The sequence below is a fragment of the Akkermansia muciniphila genome, assembly GCF_040616545.1.
In the GTDB taxonomy this organism is placed as follows: domain Bacteria; phylum Verrucomicrobiota; class Verrucomicrobiia; order Verrucomicrobiales; family Akkermansiaceae; genus Akkermansia; species Akkermansia muciniphila_E.
In genome coordinates, this window is the sequence record NZ_CP156688.1 from 2,625,005 (window position 1) to 2,639,193 (window position 14,189).

At 58.1% G+C, this 14,189-nt stretch carries 14 protein-coding genes and 1 riboswitch; of the genes, 6 read left to right on the forward strand and 8 right to left on the reverse strand.

Annotated elements, in window-relative coordinates; genetic code table 11:
* Window positions 1-8: 8 nt before the first annotated feature.
* Window positions 9-911 carry a sugar phosphate nucleotidyltransferase gene (locus ABGM91_RS10610; RefSeq protein ID WP_354832193.1) on the reverse strand — a complete coding sequence of 301 codons (903 nt, stop codon included), beginning with the start codon at window positions 909-911 and terminating at the stop codon, window positions 9-11.
* Window positions 912-1,069: 158 nt separating this feature from the next.
* On the opposite strand from ABGM91_RS10610, the gene ABGM91_RS10615 reads away from it, so the two are divergent.
* Window positions 1,070-2,386, forward strand: a complete 1,317-nt coding sequence (locus ABGM91_RS10615; protein WP_215429542.1) for a bifunctional UDP-3-O-[3-hydroxymyristoyl] N-acetylglucosamine deacetylase/3-hydroxyacyl-ACP dehydratase — start codon at window positions 1,070-1,072, stop codon at window positions 2,384-2,386.
* Between the two features lie 64 nt (window positions 2,387-2,450).
* On the opposite strand, the gene ABGM91_RS10620 is transcribed toward ABGM91_RS10615, so the two are convergent.
* The gene (locus ABGM91_RS10620) at window positions 2,451-3,413 is read right to left on the reverse strand and encodes a PfkB family carbohydrate kinase (RefSeq protein ID WP_354832196.1); all 963 of its coding nucleotides are present in this window, start codon (window positions 3,411-3,413) and stop codon (window positions 2,451-2,453) included.
* 83 nt (window positions 3,414-3,496) lie between these two features.
* Window positions 3,497-3,576: riboswitch (Fluoride riboswitch) on the forward strand.
* Window positions 3,577-3,793: 217 nt separating this feature from the next.
* On the opposite strand from ABGM91_RS10620, the gene crcB reads away from it, so the two are divergent.
* Together crcB and ABGM91_RS10630 are read left to right on the forward strand one after the other, a co-directional pair.
* Window positions 3,794-4,162 (forward strand): fluoride efflux transporter CrcB, encoded by a 369-nt coding sequence (gene crcB, locus ABGM91_RS10625; protein WP_290565878.1) that lies wholly within the window; start codon window positions 3,794-3,796, stop codon window positions 4,160-4,162.
* An 11-nt stretch (window positions 4,163-4,173) separates the two neighbouring features.
* The gene (locus ABGM91_RS10630) at window positions 4,174-4,524 is read left to right on the forward strand and encodes a DUF190 domain-containing protein (RefSeq protein ID WP_290565877.1); all 351 of its coding nucleotides are present in this window, start codon (window positions 4,174-4,176) and stop codon (window positions 4,522-4,524) included.
* On the opposite strand, the gene ABGM91_RS10635 is transcribed toward ABGM91_RS10630, so the two are convergent.
* The 4 genes from ABGM91_RS10635 to ABGM91_RS10650 form a co-directional block, all read right to left on the reverse strand.
* On the reverse strand, window positions 4,521-5,681 hold the full coding sequence (locus tag ABGM91_RS10635; protein WP_354832198.1) for an iron-containing alcohol dehydrogenase: 1,161 nt from the start codon (window positions 5,679-5,681) through the stop codon (window positions 4,521-4,523). The two genes, ABGM91_RS10630 and ABGM91_RS10635, sit on opposite strands and share 4 nt — an antisense overlap.
* Before the next feature lie 101 nt (window positions 5,682-5,782).
* Complete coding sequence (locus ABGM91_RS10640) at window positions 5,783-7,078, reverse strand: hypothetical protein (protein ID WP_290565876.1); 1,296 nt, start codon at window positions 7,076-7,078, stop codon at window positions 5,783-5,785.
* A gap of 524 nt (window positions 7,079-7,602) precedes the next feature.
* A complete protein-coding gene (locus tag ABGM91_RS10645) occupies window positions 7,603-8,490 on the reverse strand; it encodes a tyrosine recombinase (RefSeq protein WP_354832201.1) in 888 nt (295 codons plus the stop codon).
* A 22-nt stretch (window positions 8,491-8,512) separates the two neighbouring features.
* Window positions 8,513-9,646 carry a DNA adenine methylase gene (locus ABGM91_RS10650; protein WP_354832203.1) on the reverse strand — a complete coding sequence of 378 codons (1,134 nt, stop codon included), beginning with the start codon at window positions 9,644-9,646 and terminating at the stop codon, window positions 8,513-8,515.
* Window positions 9,647-9,857: 211 nt separating this feature from the next.
* Between ABGM91_RS10650 and ABGM91_RS10655 the strand changes: the two genes are divergently transcribed.
* Both ABGM91_RS10655 and ABGM91_RS10660 read left to right on the forward strand, forming a co-directional pair.
* Window positions 9,858-10,541, forward strand: a complete 684-nt coding sequence (locus ABGM91_RS10655) for a hypothetical protein (RefSeq protein WP_354832205.1) — start codon at window positions 9,858-9,860, stop codon at window positions 10,539-10,541.
* Between the two features lie 118 nt (window positions 10,542-10,659).
* Window positions 10,660-11,250, forward strand: coding sequence for a hypothetical protein (locus ABGM91_RS10660; protein ID WP_354832207.1), 591 nt, complete (start codon window positions 10,660-10,662; stop codon window positions 11,248-11,250).
* Window positions 11,251-11,378: 128 nt separating this feature from the next.
* Here the strand turns inward: ABGM91_RS10660 and ABGM91_RS10665 are convergent, their stop codons facing one another.
* Window positions 11,379-12,386 (reverse strand): GGGtGRT protein, encoded by a 1,008-nt coding sequence (locus tag ABGM91_RS10665; protein ID WP_215429526.1) that lies wholly within the window; start codon window positions 12,384-12,386, stop codon window positions 11,379-11,381.
* A 45-nt stretch (window positions 12,387-12,431) separates the two neighbouring features.
* Window positions 12,432-13,124, reverse strand: a complete 693-nt coding sequence (locus ABGM91_RS10670; protein WP_102711579.1) for a hypothetical protein — start codon at window positions 13,122-13,124, stop codon at window positions 12,432-12,434.
* 215 nt (window positions 13,125-13,339) lie between these two features.
* Between ABGM91_RS10670 and ABGM91_RS10675 the strand changes: the two genes are divergently transcribed.
* Window positions 13,340-14,134: a metallophosphoesterase gene (locus tag ABGM91_RS10675; protein WP_354832209.1), complete on the forward strand. Its 795-nt coding sequence runs from the start codon at window positions 13,340-13,342 to the stop codon at window positions 14,132-14,134.
* The last annotated feature ends 55 nt before the right edge of the window (window positions 14,135-14,189 follow it).

Sequence of the window (14,189 nt, forward strand, 5' to 3'; positions counted from 1 at the left end):
GTGGGCAGTCAAAGAGAGAGATGAAAAATCCGCCGTGCCGCACGGGTGCCGGCGGGAACGCGGACGCCGGGCCAAACGATGCATTCCCGCAGGCGGCAGTCTTCTTCCACAACGGCGCGGGGCCCGATCACGCTGGCAGCGTCCACGGAGGCCCCGGGAGGCACTTCCGCGTCCGGATGAATGCGCGGAGCAGGGGAGGGAAAGTCCAGATGGGCCTGGATGTAGGACTCCGGAGTGCCCATGTCCATCCACAGGCCGTCGTCCGCCGGCACGCCGCGCAGACGTCCCTGGCGGATGTAGTCCAGAAAAACGGGAATGATGGAAACGGCCCCATGGGGAGGGATATGGCTGAAAACCTCCGGTTCCATGCAGTATGCCCCGGTAAACTGGCGGGAACCGGGATCGCGCCCCAGGGCGTGCCGCATATCCGTCACCAGTCCGGAGGAAGGGTCAAAGCCCACATTCCTCTTGTCTCCGGCAGTCCGGAGGGCCAGCGTCACGGCGGGGCGGTTCCGCAGATGGTCCTCCAGCAGCCGGTACAGGTCAAAGGTGGCCGCCATGTCCCCGTTCATCACCAGCAGGGGTTCCTCCGCGGAGGCCCAGGGCTTGATCTTCCTGACGCCGCCGCCTGAATCCAGCAGTACGGCTTCATGGCTGAAATGAACGGGGCACCCGTTCCAGGAACGGTCCGGGAACACGCGGTCCCAGGCTTCCGCCAGATGGTGTGTGTTGATAATGAACTCCCGGATGCCGCAGTCATAACAGCGGCGCATGGAATGCAGCACCAGGGGCTCATGGAAAAAGGGAATCAGCGGCTTGGGAAGCACGCTGGTCAGGGGCCGCAGACGGGTGCCCAGCCCGGCGCCAAGAATGAATGCGCGGGAAATGCCGGGACCTGCTGTGATGTGCATGGAACATCACTACCGGGAGAAAGGCGTTTTTTCAAGCGCCCTTTCTCCGCTCCCTCTCCGGATGACACGCCGGAATACCGTCCATTCCCTGAATTTACAGGAAAATCCGTGATTTCGTGCTTTCCAAACGGGAGCTCATTAACTAGCATTCCCCGCATATGGCATGTGGAAACCAAAGAACTGTCGGCTCTCCGGCCTCCCTGGCCGGTACCTCTTTGCATACGGGACAGCCCGTGACCCTGACGCTGAAGCCGGCCCCTGCCGACTTCGGCATTAAATTCCGCCGGGTGGACATTCCGGACCAGCCCTTCATCAACGCGGACGTGGAAAAGGTGCAGACCGTGGAGCGCGCCACCAGCCTGGCGGAAGGCTCCGTCAAGGTACACACCGTGGAACACATCCTTTCCGCCCTCACGGGCATGGGGATTGACAACGCCGTCATTGAAATGGACGCCAATGAACCGCCCATCGGGGACGGTTCCTCCGCCCCCTACGTGGAGCTGATCAAGAGCGCCGGCATCGTGGAACTGGATGTGCCGCGGCGCTATCTGGAAGTGCGGGAAGCCGTCACCATTGAAACCAAGGGCGGTTCCATCCTGACCATTCTCCCCTCCAAGCAATTCCGCGTCTCCGTCACCTGCGTGGGCCCGGAAAACCGCATCACCCAGTACTTTGACGCGGTCATCACGCCTGAAACGTATGAAAAGGAACTGGCCCCGGCCCGTACCTTCACCTTTTACGAGGACATCAAGCCCCTGCTGGAAAAAGGCCTCATCAAGGGCGGCAGCCTGGAAAACGCCGTGGTCATCCGCGGAGAGGAACTCATGAGCAAGGAGCCCATGCGCTTCATCAATGAATTCGCCCGCCACAAGGCCATGGACCTCATCGGTGACCTCAGCCTGTGCGGAAAGCCCATCCTGGGCCACGTGATCGCCATCAAGCCGGGCCATGGCCCGAACACGGAGCTGACCGCCAAGCTGAAGAAGGAACACCGCCGCAACCAGCAAATGGCCCCCAACCCGGTCAACGTGCCGTACGGAGACGCCGTGCTGGACATCAATGAAGTGATGAACCTCCTGCCGCACCGCTATCCCTTCCTGATGGTGGACCGCATCATCGGCTTTGAAGGGGAAACCAAGTGCCGCGGCCTGAAGAACCTGACGATGAATGAACTCTTCTTCCAGGGCCATTTCCCGGGGCATCCGGTCATGCCGGGCGTCCTGCAACTGGAAGCCATGGCCCAGGTGGCCTCCATCGTCATGCTGCGCCAGCCCGGCAACGCCACCAAGCTCGGCTACTTCATGAGCGCGGACAAGATCAAATTCCGCCGGCCCGTGGTCCCCGGTGATACGCTCATCATTGAAGCGGAGATGACCAAGATGCGCGGCAACATCGGCCAGGCCCTCGGCCGCTGCCTGGTGAACGGCCAGGTGGTATCGGAAGCAGAGCTCAAATTCGGTCTTCAGGACATCTGACCTGCCTGAACGCAGCCCCGTCTTTACAAAACCCCGGTGTGCATGCCCGCGCCGGGGTTTCTCCTTAATCAATTTCCCGTATGGAAACACAGCCTGTGGGAATGCGGCACATGGCCACATACTCTTCCAGGCGCTTGCAGAAAGTCTCCGCCGTCATGGAAAGAAGGGCGTCCGCGGAAAAGGACTCGCAGGTGAAGGAGGCGGCTACCGTGCCGTAAATAATGCCTCTCTTCATCTCCTCAAAGGAAGGAAGGCCCGGCGGCAGGGTGGCAAGATAACCAGCCAGGGCGCCCAGGAACGTATCTCCCGCCCCGGTGGGGTCCACCAGGGTTTTCAGCGGGTAGGCCGGGCAGCGGAAAATGTCCGTCCCTCCCTCCGGCCCGCGTCCGAGGAGCGTGGCGCCGTATTCCCCCTGCTTCACCACCGCATAAACGGCCCCCTTGGAAAGAAGGAACTCCCCGGCCTCCAGCACGGTGGACGCATGGGCGTACTCCTTGGCTTCATCCTCATTCATCATGGTGATGTGGGAACGGCTGATCACGGCGTCCAGCAGCTCCGGCTGGCGGCGCAGCCACTTGTCCATGGAATCGGAAAGCACCAGGGAGGAGTCCGGGCACTGTTCCATGCACTTGAGCTGCTGGGCCGGAACCATGCAGCAGCACGCCAGCACCGGGTGGTTCCGGAGAGGCTCCGGCACGTGAACGTTCCATTCCAGCATCACGGAATCATTGGCGCAGACGGTCCTGCGCTTGTTCATATTGTCAAAATATTCCCCGGTCCAGGAAAAGGACGGCCCCTTCTTCCTCTCCACGCCGTCCATGCGCAATCCCTTGGCCGCCAGGGCCTCTTCATAATGGGTGGGAAAATCCTCCCCGATGATGCTGACGGCGTCCACCCGGTCCGCGAACATCAGGGCCGCCACGGCCGCAAAGGAAACGGAACCGCCCAGCACGCCCTCCGCACGCCCGTGGGGAGTGAGGATGGTATCAATTCCGATGGTTCCGGTGACAAGCAGGGGCTGGGACATGGAAGAAAGGGAATACGGATTTAAACCCGTGATCAAGAATAAAAGGCTGGAGATATGGAAAAAACGGGTTATTTTACCTGCACGCGCTTAAAGGAAATGAGGCTCTTCCCTGGGAACGCTCCCTAAACCGCCTGCACGGCAGGCTGATGGCTTCTGTATCACACCGGATGCAGAAGCCTTGTACCCGGTAAAGGACATCCCCATACGAACATGAACGCCTTTAAACCCATTCCCGGAAACGCCGGACGCCGCCATTCCGTTCAAGCAAACGGGCCGTTTTCCCCGGCCTCCCGCCGTCTTTTCCTGAACCATCCGGCCACGGCCTCTTTGGAACCGCGCCCGAAGCCTTATTCCCATTCAACCGGAGAAAAGCCGCTATCATGAAAATGCTGCTGATGGTAGGGCTGGGAAGCTTTGCGGGAGGCGTGCTGCGCTTCCTGCTGGCCCGTTTTGTCCAGACCAGCTCCATGAGTTCCTTTCCGTGGGGAACGGCGGCGGTCAACCTGCTGGGATGCCTGGTCCTGGGCGTTCTCTACGGGCTGTTCAGCCGGGGCCTGCTGCTGCATACGGAAACACGGCTTTTCCTTACCGTGGGGCTGTGCGGCGGCTTCACCACCTTTTCCACGCTGATGAATGAATCCTTCCTTCTGCTGAAGGAAGGGAACTTCCCCGCCTTCTTTCTTTACACCCTCCTCAGCTTTGCCGGGGGCCTCATTGCCATTGGCCTGGGATACCTGGCCGCCAGATAGGAAACAACTTGATGAATACTCCGGAAGAAACCCTCATGCTGCGCATCTACGTCAGCAGCACTGACGCCGTCAGGCACACCCCCGTTCACGAAGCTGTAGCGTATGCCGCCCGGCGCTACGGCATGGCCGGCTGCACCGTTTACAAGGGACTGATGGGGTTCGGCCGGCATACGCGCCTGATGAGCCCCAAATTCTGGGAAATTACCGAGAAGGTGCCCGTCATCATTGAGATCATGGACACCTCCGAACGCATTGAAACGTTCCTGGAAAAAATCTCCTGCTGGCTGGACAGGCTGCCGCACGGCTGCCTGGCGTGCACGCAGCCTGTCCGCATTCGTTCCGTAGGCGGTTCCCGCTCTTAGGAATAGGACTTTTCCAGGATGCTGACGACATCCGCCGGAGTAAACTTGCAGCGGTCCAGCTCAAACAGGTTGCCCATGGTGGAAAAGGCCGTTTTGGCGTACTCCTCAAACAAATCCGGAGTAATGCCGTACTCGGACATCTTCAGCTTGTCCACGCCGCAGGCCTCCTTCAACTTGTTCAGCCCGTTCAGGAAGCCGTCCACGGAAGCTCCCTGCCCCATGGCGGCGGCTACCCTGGCGTAACGTTCCGGGCAGGAAGGGGCATAAGCTTCATGATAGGCCCAGGAAATCATGATCAGCCCCGCGCCATGGGGCAGGGACGGATGGAAGGCGCTCAGGGCGTGTTCAATGGAATGCTCCGAGGTGCAGCAGGAAATCGTCTCCACAAAGCCGGAATACGTATTGGCCAGCGCCACGTAGGCGCGCGCCTCCAGGTCATCCCCGTTATGCACGGCGCGGGGAAGATACTTGGAAACGTATTCAATGGCCTGGAGCGCGAACATATCCCCCATGGGAGAGGCAATCGTGGCCATGTACCCCTCCACGGCGTGGAAAAAGGCGTCAAAGCCCTGGTAAGCCGTCAATTTGGGCGGAACGGAAAGCATCAGCTCCGGGTCCACGATGGACATGGTGGGGAAGGTGCCCTTGAAGCCGAAGCCGATCTTCTCCTGCGTATCCTCCTTCGTGATGACGGTCCACGGGTCCGCTTCCGTTCCCGTGCCTGCCGTGGTGGTGATGCAGACAATGGGAAGGGGCTTGTTGGGAATAGGCAAACCCCTGCCGGAACCGCCCTGGATGTAATCCCAATAGGTTCCCGGATTGGCGGCCATCACGGCAATGCTCTTGGCGGAATCCATGCTGCTGCCTCCGCCCAGGCCGATGACGAAATCACACCCTGTCTCCTTGGCCAGGGCGGCCGCTTCCATTACGTGCTCCACCACGGGATTGGGCTGGACCTTGTCAAAAACGACGCTGTCCACTCCCTGCCGTTTCAACAGGTCCTGAACGCGGTCCAGATAACCGAGACGCCGGACGGACGTGCCGCCGATGACGATCAGGGCCTTGGCGCCGGGCAGGGGGGCGGAACCAAGATTGTCCAAAGAACCCGCGCCAAAGAAAATCTGCGCGGGCATGAAAAACTGAAATGGCTGATACATGCCCCTACTGTATAAAAGGACGGCTCCAAACGTCAAGGATGCTCTGTGCATTCCATGGACGCCGGAGCCACCGTTCAGGCAACAGACTTGGCTAAAACCTGTTACGCGTCTTCAAAAAAATCGTCGCTCCGGGTGGGGTCCGGCTTGGGCGGCTTAGGCACGTCCGTACCGATGGCGCCGGGATCATCCATTTCACGGCTGGTCGTGATCGTGGTGGGAGGGGTTTTCCTTCTGGGCGGCCGCACTGCGGGGCGGGGCGCGGCGGATGAAGATGAAGAAGAACTGTCCGCCATGCTCTCATCCTCCGAGGCTGTGACCATGCTCTTCATGCTCTGGATCAGCTTGTCACGGAGCGTCCGGATTCCCTGTTCCCGGCGCACGGGGTCCACCGTGGTCCGGATCAGCGTCATCATGTTCCGTGTGGCGTTCGCCTGGTCGCCCAGGTCAAAGCAATCCAGTTCACAACGCCAGCGCAAACGGTCCAGGATGGAGGAATCCTGCTCGTCGAACTCGTCTTCAGACGCATTGGCAATGCGGCCCTGCATGCCGGACTTCTTGCCGGTGGAAATGGCATGGCTGACCTTGCCCAGGGCCACTTCCATGGAAATTCTCTTGCTCCATGCCTGCCTGAGGGCGGGAAGGTTGCGCGTCTTGCGGTAGCCCGTAAAGAACAGCTTGTCAAAAATCTCGTCACGGTTCTTCATGGAATCAGGGAAGGCCTTGGAGGACATGCTGCTGATGCCCAGGGCTTCTCCCACCTCCGTATTCAGGACGGACTGTTCCGCAATGCGGGCGCCGGATTTGCCGGCTCCTCCTCCGTTGTTTTTGGAGGAAGCCGTGGCGGAGGGATCAATGAAATCCGGGTCCGCACAGGCGGAAAGGTAGGCGTTCAGCAAATCCATGGCGGGCTTCTGGAACTCCGTCACGTCCAGGGACTCCTCCTCCGCTCCGTTGGTGGCGCTTGACGTGGCATTCATCAGGTTCTCCTTAAGCCGGGCCCTGAGCACCAGCACGCCCCATTGATATTGAAGCATCAACCCTTTGCGGGCATTCTTGTCCTGGTACTTCTTGGCCTCGCGGTCCATCCAGTCCTTCAGGGAATTGGAGGCGATCTTCGCGCTCTTTCCCTGGCTCTTGTCCTTCTCCTTTTCCGCCTCCATGAGGAACTTCTTGGACTGGATCAGCAGGTCGTACGCGGCGCTGGGGTCTCTGCCGGCGGAATTAAGCTTGCTGATGGCGGCATTGATCACCTTGGTTTCCGCAGACCTGTTCAGGGCGAGGAGATTCTCCAAATCCTTGATCACCTTCTTCTTGGCATCATTATCCATGTGCTGGGCATAGCAGAGGGACCCCAGGCTGAGGCCTCCGATAAGGCAAAGAGAGACGAAAGTATTCATGCTTTTTTCATTATGACGGATGAAAGATGATCTGGCAAGAGAGAAGCGCAGGGAAGGGACATCTAAATACCGGTAGTTATCTTCCCCAGAGAAGATCGGGAGAGTTCTACCAAGATAGCCAAGATAGGGGCCCACGGTTTGAATGGAAGTGCCCGGCTGGCTGCTTGGAAACGGGAAGAAGGAAGGCATCCAGGGAGCGCGCGGGGTTCTAGAAATTGACTGGATGGGAGCCAAGGAGGCAATTGGAAAGAGAACCTGCCTTTCGGGCCGAGTTATATTGATTCGAATGACCGCAAAAGTCTGGCGGCGCTCCCTCTTGCCGGTTCTGATGAACGGGGCAGTCCGGGAAACCCTGTGGAAAAGAAAAACGGGCTGGAGAATACCCCTGTTTAATACTTCGCATAATATATGTAATGCAAAATATAGAACCAGTGAACAAAGCCCGTTGAATACTGTCTTTAAACAGGATACTTCCCAAACCATCCCCCGGCCATGCCTCATGCAGGAATCCTGCACCCGCACCTTCACCCCCTGGGATGAAAACGGTGATGAATGGCGTTCAGCCGCTGCTGTTCCAGATGCGTGTAGATCTGCGTGGTGGAAATATCCGCGTGGCCCAGCATCTCCTGAATGATGCGCAGGTCCGCGCCATTCTCCAGCAGATGCGTGGCAAAGGAATGCCGCAGAATATGCGGGAAAACGTGCTGGTCTATTCCCGCGGCCCTGGCGCGCTCCTGAAGAATCTGGCGCACCCGTTCCCTGGTCAGCGGCCTCCCGCGCACCGTCAGGAAAATATGGCTCTTCGTTCCCGGCTTGACCAGTTTGGGCCTTCCTTTCTCCAGATACGCCTTCAACGCCTCCAGAGCCGATCTTCCCACGGGAACCAGCCGCGTCTTGTCCCCCTTCCCCTGAACTCTGACGAACGCGTCATCAGCATCAAAACTCTCTAATTTACAGTTAATTACTTCACTCACCCGCATGCCGCAGGCATAAATCATCTCCAGCAGCGCCCTGTCTCTGCATCCAAGAGAAACATCTTGAACGTCAATGCTTTCAAGCAATTTTGAAACGGTCTGCTGATCCAGCACATGGGGAAGGGACAGCCCCTGCCGGGGCATTTCCAGAAAAGCGGAAGGGTCTTTTTCCAGCATCCCCATCCCGGCCAGCCAGCGGAAGAAAATGCGCAAATGCACCATTTCCACCCGCATGGAACTGCGGGCCATGCCGCGGGCCTGCAAATGCCGCAGGAACTCCGTAAGCCTGCCGATGTCCACCTGGGAAAGGTCGGCGTCCTCCGTTCCCAGGAACCGGGCGAATTCCTCCAGCGTCTGCCTCACGGAAAGCTGGTAGGCGGCGCTCAAGCCCTTCTCTGCGGCTAGAAAACGGATGAAGCGTTCCAGATGGGCTTGCATGACCTTCTACCTCTCCTTCCCGTTAAAAACGTTCCACCAGGAACAGGAACTCCGTCACGTTCTGCGGGCGGTTCCTCAAATTCCGGCTCCCCCGGAAGGTAGCGTACGGCGTTTCCAGCGTCACAATGCGGCCCAGGCGCCCCAGGAACTCCGTCATCTCCTCATAGCTGATGAACCCCTCCGAGCTGTAGGAAAGCAGGATAAACCTGGCCGGGCACTCTTCCAGCAGCCGGAACAGGGCCGCCGGGGCGTGCTGGCGGCTGTTGTACGTGGAACGCTTCCAATCCGTGGGAATGCCGGAAACGCGGCTGGTTTCCTCCGGCTTTTCATAGGAAGACAGCAGGTTCAGCATGAAATAATTGGAACCGTACGGATGCTGGTTGTAAGGGGGGTCCAGATACACCACATCCATCTCCGGCAATTCCGCAACCAGTTCATTGGCATCCCGGCAATGGATGGAATATTGGCATTCAAATCTGGAAAACACGGGAAACGGCAGAGAAATATCCCCCAGGATACGGGCGAGGGCGTTGCCGCCCGTGCCGCCGAATTTGCCCACGCCCTGCCTGTCCTTGTAAAACCCCTTGAACACGCCGGACGTGTTCGTATGCACGGAGGCTTCCGCCAGAAGGGGGGCGATGAAATACGGCCTTACTTCTTCCGGAAGCAGGTTGATGGTCTGCCGGGCCGTATCCAGGTACACGGCATTGCGGCGTGTATAAAAAACGCGGTCTTCCGGCGTGATGCTGTCCGGATTTTTGGGAGCGTACAATTCCGTGATGAAGCCCTGGTATTCATGCTCTTCCATATACCGCAGCAGGCGCCGGTAATGCCTCTCCAGCTCCAGATTCTCCACTTCCTCCGGGTTGCTCAGGTAGCAGGTGTTGACGATGCGGCTGTATTCCTCCAGATCATTGACAATCAATTCCTCCGAATGCTTCTTCAGGAAACGGGCTACAATGCCGCTGCCGGAAAACAGGTCTCCTGCCCTCAATTTCTCCTTCCCCAGGCGACTTTTCACCTCCTCCAGCCCCGTACCCAGGAAATGCAGCAGGGAACGCTTGTTGCCCAGATACGTCACAATCTGTTCCGTCAGGTATCTGGGGTCTTCCTCCATCGGCAGAGCGGGAGTGGATGATGGCTCGTTCCGGGTCATATATCAGGTCTAAACCATCATACGGCACTCCCGCCTTTCCGTCAAGTTGTGCCGGGTACGGAAATGGAAGATATGCCCTTGGAATAAGGAAGAAATCCGCGCCTGCTGAAAGAGACGAGGGGGAAACATATAGAAGGGGAAATCCATTTTGAAAATTTCCCTGAATGGTGAGGGCGCATTCACGCACGCCTCATGAATAGAAAATAAAATCATGAATAATTCATATATGGATCAATTCTGCTCAGAGCTGGTAGCTAATTCCGAATCCAAATGGTTCCTGTCCGCGTTGAGGGAATGGGAACATGTGGAAACATTTTTGGAGGAGGAAGAAGGTACATGCATTTGCGGGCACGTTATTAAAGAGAACTGTATCATTCAAAACATGATCAATAGAAAAAAACTAACCGTAGGTAATCACTGTGTGAAAAAATTCATGAACCTTGATATATCAAAACACTTTGATGCCATCCGCCGGGTCCGGAAAGACATCACTAAGCCTTTTAATCCGGCGTGCCTGCGGGAAGCTTTAAATAGTAAGATCATCAGTGAGAATGAATGCCGTTTCTATGCTGATACATGGCGGAAGAGAAATCTGACCAAAATAGAGAAGGAGTGGCGTATATCCATCAATAAGAGAATATTGAAAGCAAAAGAGCAGAATATGCTCCACATTAAAATAAGCATGATAATGAGGTACTTTTTTGGCGTTGGAAGCGGAGGGGTATATCGTAACAATTGCTGGTCTGAACACATAGACATTAGACTGAAACAGCTGGGGAACGTGAGGATTCCGGTCAATGGGGAAAAGTTTTACGATTGGATCAGGAAACCCGGCCGTACCCCGCAGGAAATTCTTCAAATGCTTCGCCGCAAATTAGATAGGCTTCGTTCATAAAAGAGGAAACATCCATCCTCCCGCTCATCTCCAGGCCGTGGCTTTCCCCTGCTCCATGTGGACATGGCGGAAGAAAGGCCTTTCCAAAACGGACCCGCATGCTATAGTTCCAACAATCATGAAAAGACATCTTCTACCCTGCTCCCTGCTCTGCATGATCCTGGCGTCCATGACGGCCTTCGGCGATCCCGGAGACACGTTTTACGAAGCCAACCTTTCCCTGACGCGCGCCGCGCGGCTGGAAAAGGAAGGCGATTACAAGGCTGCCATGGAAAGCGGCAAAAAGGCCGCGGAACTCCTTCAATCCCTGAAAAGTTCAACCCCGGAATGGAATCCTGAATGGGTGGACGGCAAGCTGGAAACCGCCGCGCAATTGCAGCAACGCGTGGAGCCCCTGGCCCGGAAAGCGGGGGAATCCAAGAAGGCGGACTACTCCCTGAAACCCGGGGAACAGAGAGATTTTACCCTGCAGCGCGCCTACAAGGCCCATGAACAGCAAAAACTGGTGACCGGGACAGTCCCCGCCCCTGCTCCGGTCCATGCCGCGGAACCCGGGAAAACTGTTGTACCCGCTGCTACCGGGCGGACGGAAATACGCGTGGTCAGGCCGTCCGCAGCCAGACCGGCGACTGTTTCCAGAAGATCCGCGCCTTCACGCGGGCTGCCTCCGCGCACGGACCGGGACGGACGGTTCCGCATCGGGAGCTGATTTTCGGAAGGAAATAGCAGCGGGAGCCTGTAATTCCCCCTTTTCCGTCCTTCCCTTGTTTACCAAGCCATAAAAAGAGCCGCTTCCCCACATCAGGGAAGCGGCTCTGTGAATTTTTAACGGAGCGCTCAGGCGTTTTCCTTGGCGGCTTCTTCAACAGCCACGGCCACCGCTACGGAAGCGCCGACCATCGGGTTGTTGCCCATGCCGATGAGGCCCATCATTTCCACGTGGGCGGGCACGGAGGAGGAGCCGGCGAACTGGGCGTCGGAGTGCATGCGGCCCATGGTATCGGTCATGCCGTAGGAGGCGGGACCGGCAGCCATGTTGTCCGGGTGCAGGGTGCGGCCCGTACCGCCGCCGGAAGCCACGGAGAAGTACTTCTTGCCCTTCTCGTTGCATTCCTTCTTGTAGGTGCCGGCTACCGGGTGCTGGAAGCGGGTGGGGTTGGTGGAGTTCCCGGTGATGGAAACGTCCACGCCTTCATTCCACATGACGGCCACGCCTTCGCGCACGTCGTCGCAACCGTACACGCGCACGGCGGCCTTCGGGCCCTTGGAGAAAGCCTTCTCCTGGATGATGTTCAGCTTGCCTGTGGCGTAGTCGAACTTGGTCTGCACGTACGTGAAGCCGTTGATACGGGAGATGATGTACGCGGCATCCTTGCCAAGGCCGTTCAGGCAGACGCGGAGGTCCTGCTTGCGGACTCGGTTGGCGGATTTGGCAATGCCGATGGCGCCTTCAGCGGCGGCAAAGGATTCGTGCCCGGCCAGGAAGCAGAAGCATTCCGTTTCATCACGCAGGAGCATGGCGGCCAGGTTGCCGTGGCCCAGGCCCACCTTGCGGTCGTCCGCAACGGAACCGGGGATGCAGAAGGACTGGAGGCCTTCACCGATGGCTTCAGCGGCGTCGGCGGCCTTCGTGCAGCCCTTCTTGATGGCGATGGCGGCGCCCACCACATAGGCCCAGCCGGCGTTTTCAAACGCGATGGGCTGGATGCCGTTCACGATTTCGCGAACGTTGATGCCCTTGGAAAGGCAGAGTTGTTCCGCTTCTTCAATGGAGCCGATGCCGTATTTGGCCAGGGCTTCATTGATCTGCTTGATGCGGCGGTCGTAGGATTCGAAAAGAGGCATAATGGTAATAGTGCTTGAAGTTGATATTCTCTTCTTAATTCAATCTCATTCGTGACGAGGATCGATGTACTTGGCGGCCTCGTCAAAACGACCGTAATTGCCCGTGCACTTGGCGAGGGCTTCATTGGCGTCCATGCCCTTCTTGATCATTTCCATCATCGGGCCCATGCGGACGAACTCGTAGCCGATGATTTCACCGTCTTCGTCCAGAGCCAGCTTGGTGATGTAGCCTTCAGCCATTTCCAGGTAGCGGGGGCCCTTGGCGCGGGTGCCGTACAGGGTGCCGATCTGGGAGCGGAGGCCTTTGCCGAGGTCTTCAAGGCCGGCGCCGATGGGCAGGCCGCCTTCGGAGAAAGCGCTCTGGGTGCGGCCGTACACGATCTGCAGGAACAGTTCGCGCATGGCGGTGTTGATGGCGTCGCACACGAGGTCCGTGTTCATCGCTTCCAGCACGGTCTTGCCGGGCAGGATTTCCGCGGCCATGGCGGCGGAGTGGGTCATGCCGGAGCAGCCGCTGGTTTCCACAAGGGCTTCTTCAACGATGCCGTTCTTGACGTTCAGCGTCAGCTTGCAGGTGCCCTGCTGGGGAGCGCACCAGCCCACGCCGTGGGTCAGGCCGGAAATATCCGTGATCTCCTTGGATTGCGTCCAGTTGCCTTCCTGCGGGATGGGGGCCGGACCATGGTTGCAGCCTTTCTTGACGCAACACATTTGTTCGATTTCGTGTGTAAACTGCATGGTATTAGGATGTTAATATGAAGATGGGCCTGCAGTCATCGGACAGCCCCACCTTGAGCGGGACGGATCATACCAGCAAAATCCCGATTGGCAAACACGAATGATTGAAAACCGGGCGAAATGCTTCATCATCAGTCCGGAGCCCGCCCCGCATGAAGTCACGCCCGCGTCATCCCCTTCTCAACAAACTTGCAATCATCTCTGTCTCAGTACTGATGATCGGCTTTTCCTTATTCATGTGGGCGTGGCAGGTGGAACCCAGGCGCGTGGAAACCGTCACAACCGCGCTGGAAGTGCCGCAGTGGAAGGAAAAAGGCGCCTCCCCGCTCCGGATCGTGATTGCCGGAGACTTCCATCTGCGCCCGAACGGCGGCGACCAGGCGCACCGGTACATGGAAAAAATCATGGAGGCCCAGCCGGACATGATTTTCCTGATGGGGGACTATGCCAACGGCCACACCCGGGAGAGCAGCATGAGCCCGGACACCGCCCGGGAATACTTCAAGATGCTGAAGGCCCCCCTGGGCATCTTTGCCGTGCAGGGCAACCATGACCAGTACTATGGCTGGGACCTGTGGCGGAACATGTTTTCAGAACTGGGCATCCTGCCCATGTGGAACGATTCCCTGCTGCTGCACCTCCCCGGCGGCAGGGATTTGCAGCTTTCCTCCGTCCGGGATGACTACCACCTGAGAATCAGGCCGGAGGAACTGCCGCTGCGCTTCTCCCCGGACATTCCCCACATCCTGCTCTCCCACGTGCCGGACATCTTTCCCCTGCTGGCTCCCGGCACGGCGGACGCCGTTATCAGCGCCCACACCCATGGCGGACAGATCTGCCTGCCCGGAGGCAAACCCCTGGCAAACATCTCCCGGGAGAAGGCCAAATTCTCCTATCCCTGGTCCCAACTGAACGGCACGCCGTTCCTCATCACCCGCGGACTAGGATGCAGCGTTCTCCCCCTCCGCTTCTGCTGCCCTCCGGAAATCATCGTGCTGGAAATCCAATAAAACAACCGTTCGGAACCCTCCCTGCCAGCCTATGCCCTCTCCCTTTTATTCACAT

Excerpts from the sequence above, each read along its gene's own strand:
- ABGM91_RS10610 (WP_354832193.1), bottom strand. The coding sequence starts at position 911 with ATGCACATCACAGCAGGTCCCGGCATTTCCCGCGCATTCATTCTTGGC.
- ABGM91_RS10615 (WP_215429542.1), top strand. The coding sequence starts at position 1,070 with ATGGCATGTGGAAACCAAAGAACTGTCGGCTCTCCGGCCTCCCTGGCC.
- ABGM91_RS10620 (WP_354832196.1), bottom strand. The coding sequence starts at position 3,413 with ATGTCCCAGCCCCTGCTTGTCACCGGAACCATCGGAATTGATACCATC.
- crcB (WP_290565878.1), top strand. The coding sequence starts at position 3,794 with ATGAAAATGCTGCTGATGGTAGGGCTGGGAAGCTTTGCGGGAGGCGTG.
- ABGM91_RS10630 (WP_290565877.1), top strand. The coding sequence starts at position 4,174 with ATGAATACTCCGGAAGAAACCCTCATGCTGCGCATCTACGTCAGCAGC.
- ABGM91_RS10635 (WP_354832198.1), bottom strand. The coding sequence starts at position 5,681 with ATGTATCAGCCATTTCAGTTTTTCATGCCCGCGCAGATTTTCTTTGGC.
- ABGM91_RS10640 (WP_290565876.1), bottom strand. The coding sequence starts at position 7,078 with ATGAATACTTTCGTCTCTCTTTGCCTTATCGGAGGCCTCAGCCTGGGG.
- ABGM91_RS10645 (WP_354832201.1), bottom strand. The coding sequence starts at position 8,490 with ATGCAAGCCCATCTGGAACGCTTCATCCGTTTTCTAGCCGCAGAGAAG.
- ABGM91_RS10650 (WP_354832203.1), bottom strand. The coding sequence starts at position 9,646 with ATGACCCGGAACGAGCCATCATCCACTCCCGCTCTGCCGATGGAGGAA.
- ABGM91_RS10655 (WP_354832205.1), top strand. The coding sequence starts at position 9,858 with ATGAATAATTCATATATGGATCAATTCTGCTCAGAGCTGGTAGCTAAT.
- ABGM91_RS10660 (WP_354832207.1), top strand. The coding sequence starts at position 10,660 with ATGAAAAGACATCTTCTACCCTGCTCCCTGCTCTGCATGATCCTGGCG.
- ABGM91_RS10665 (WP_215429526.1), bottom strand. The coding sequence starts at position 12,386 with ATGCCTCTTTTCGAATCCTACGACCGCCGCATCAAGCAGATCAATGAA.
- ABGM91_RS10670 (WP_102711579.1), bottom strand. The coding sequence starts at position 13,124 with ATGCAGTTTACACACGAAATCGAACAAATGTGTTGCGTCAAGAAAGGC.
- ABGM91_RS10675 (WP_354832209.1), top strand. The coding sequence starts at position 13,340 with ATGATCGGCTTTTCCTTATTCATGTGGGCGTGGCAGGTGGAACCCAGG.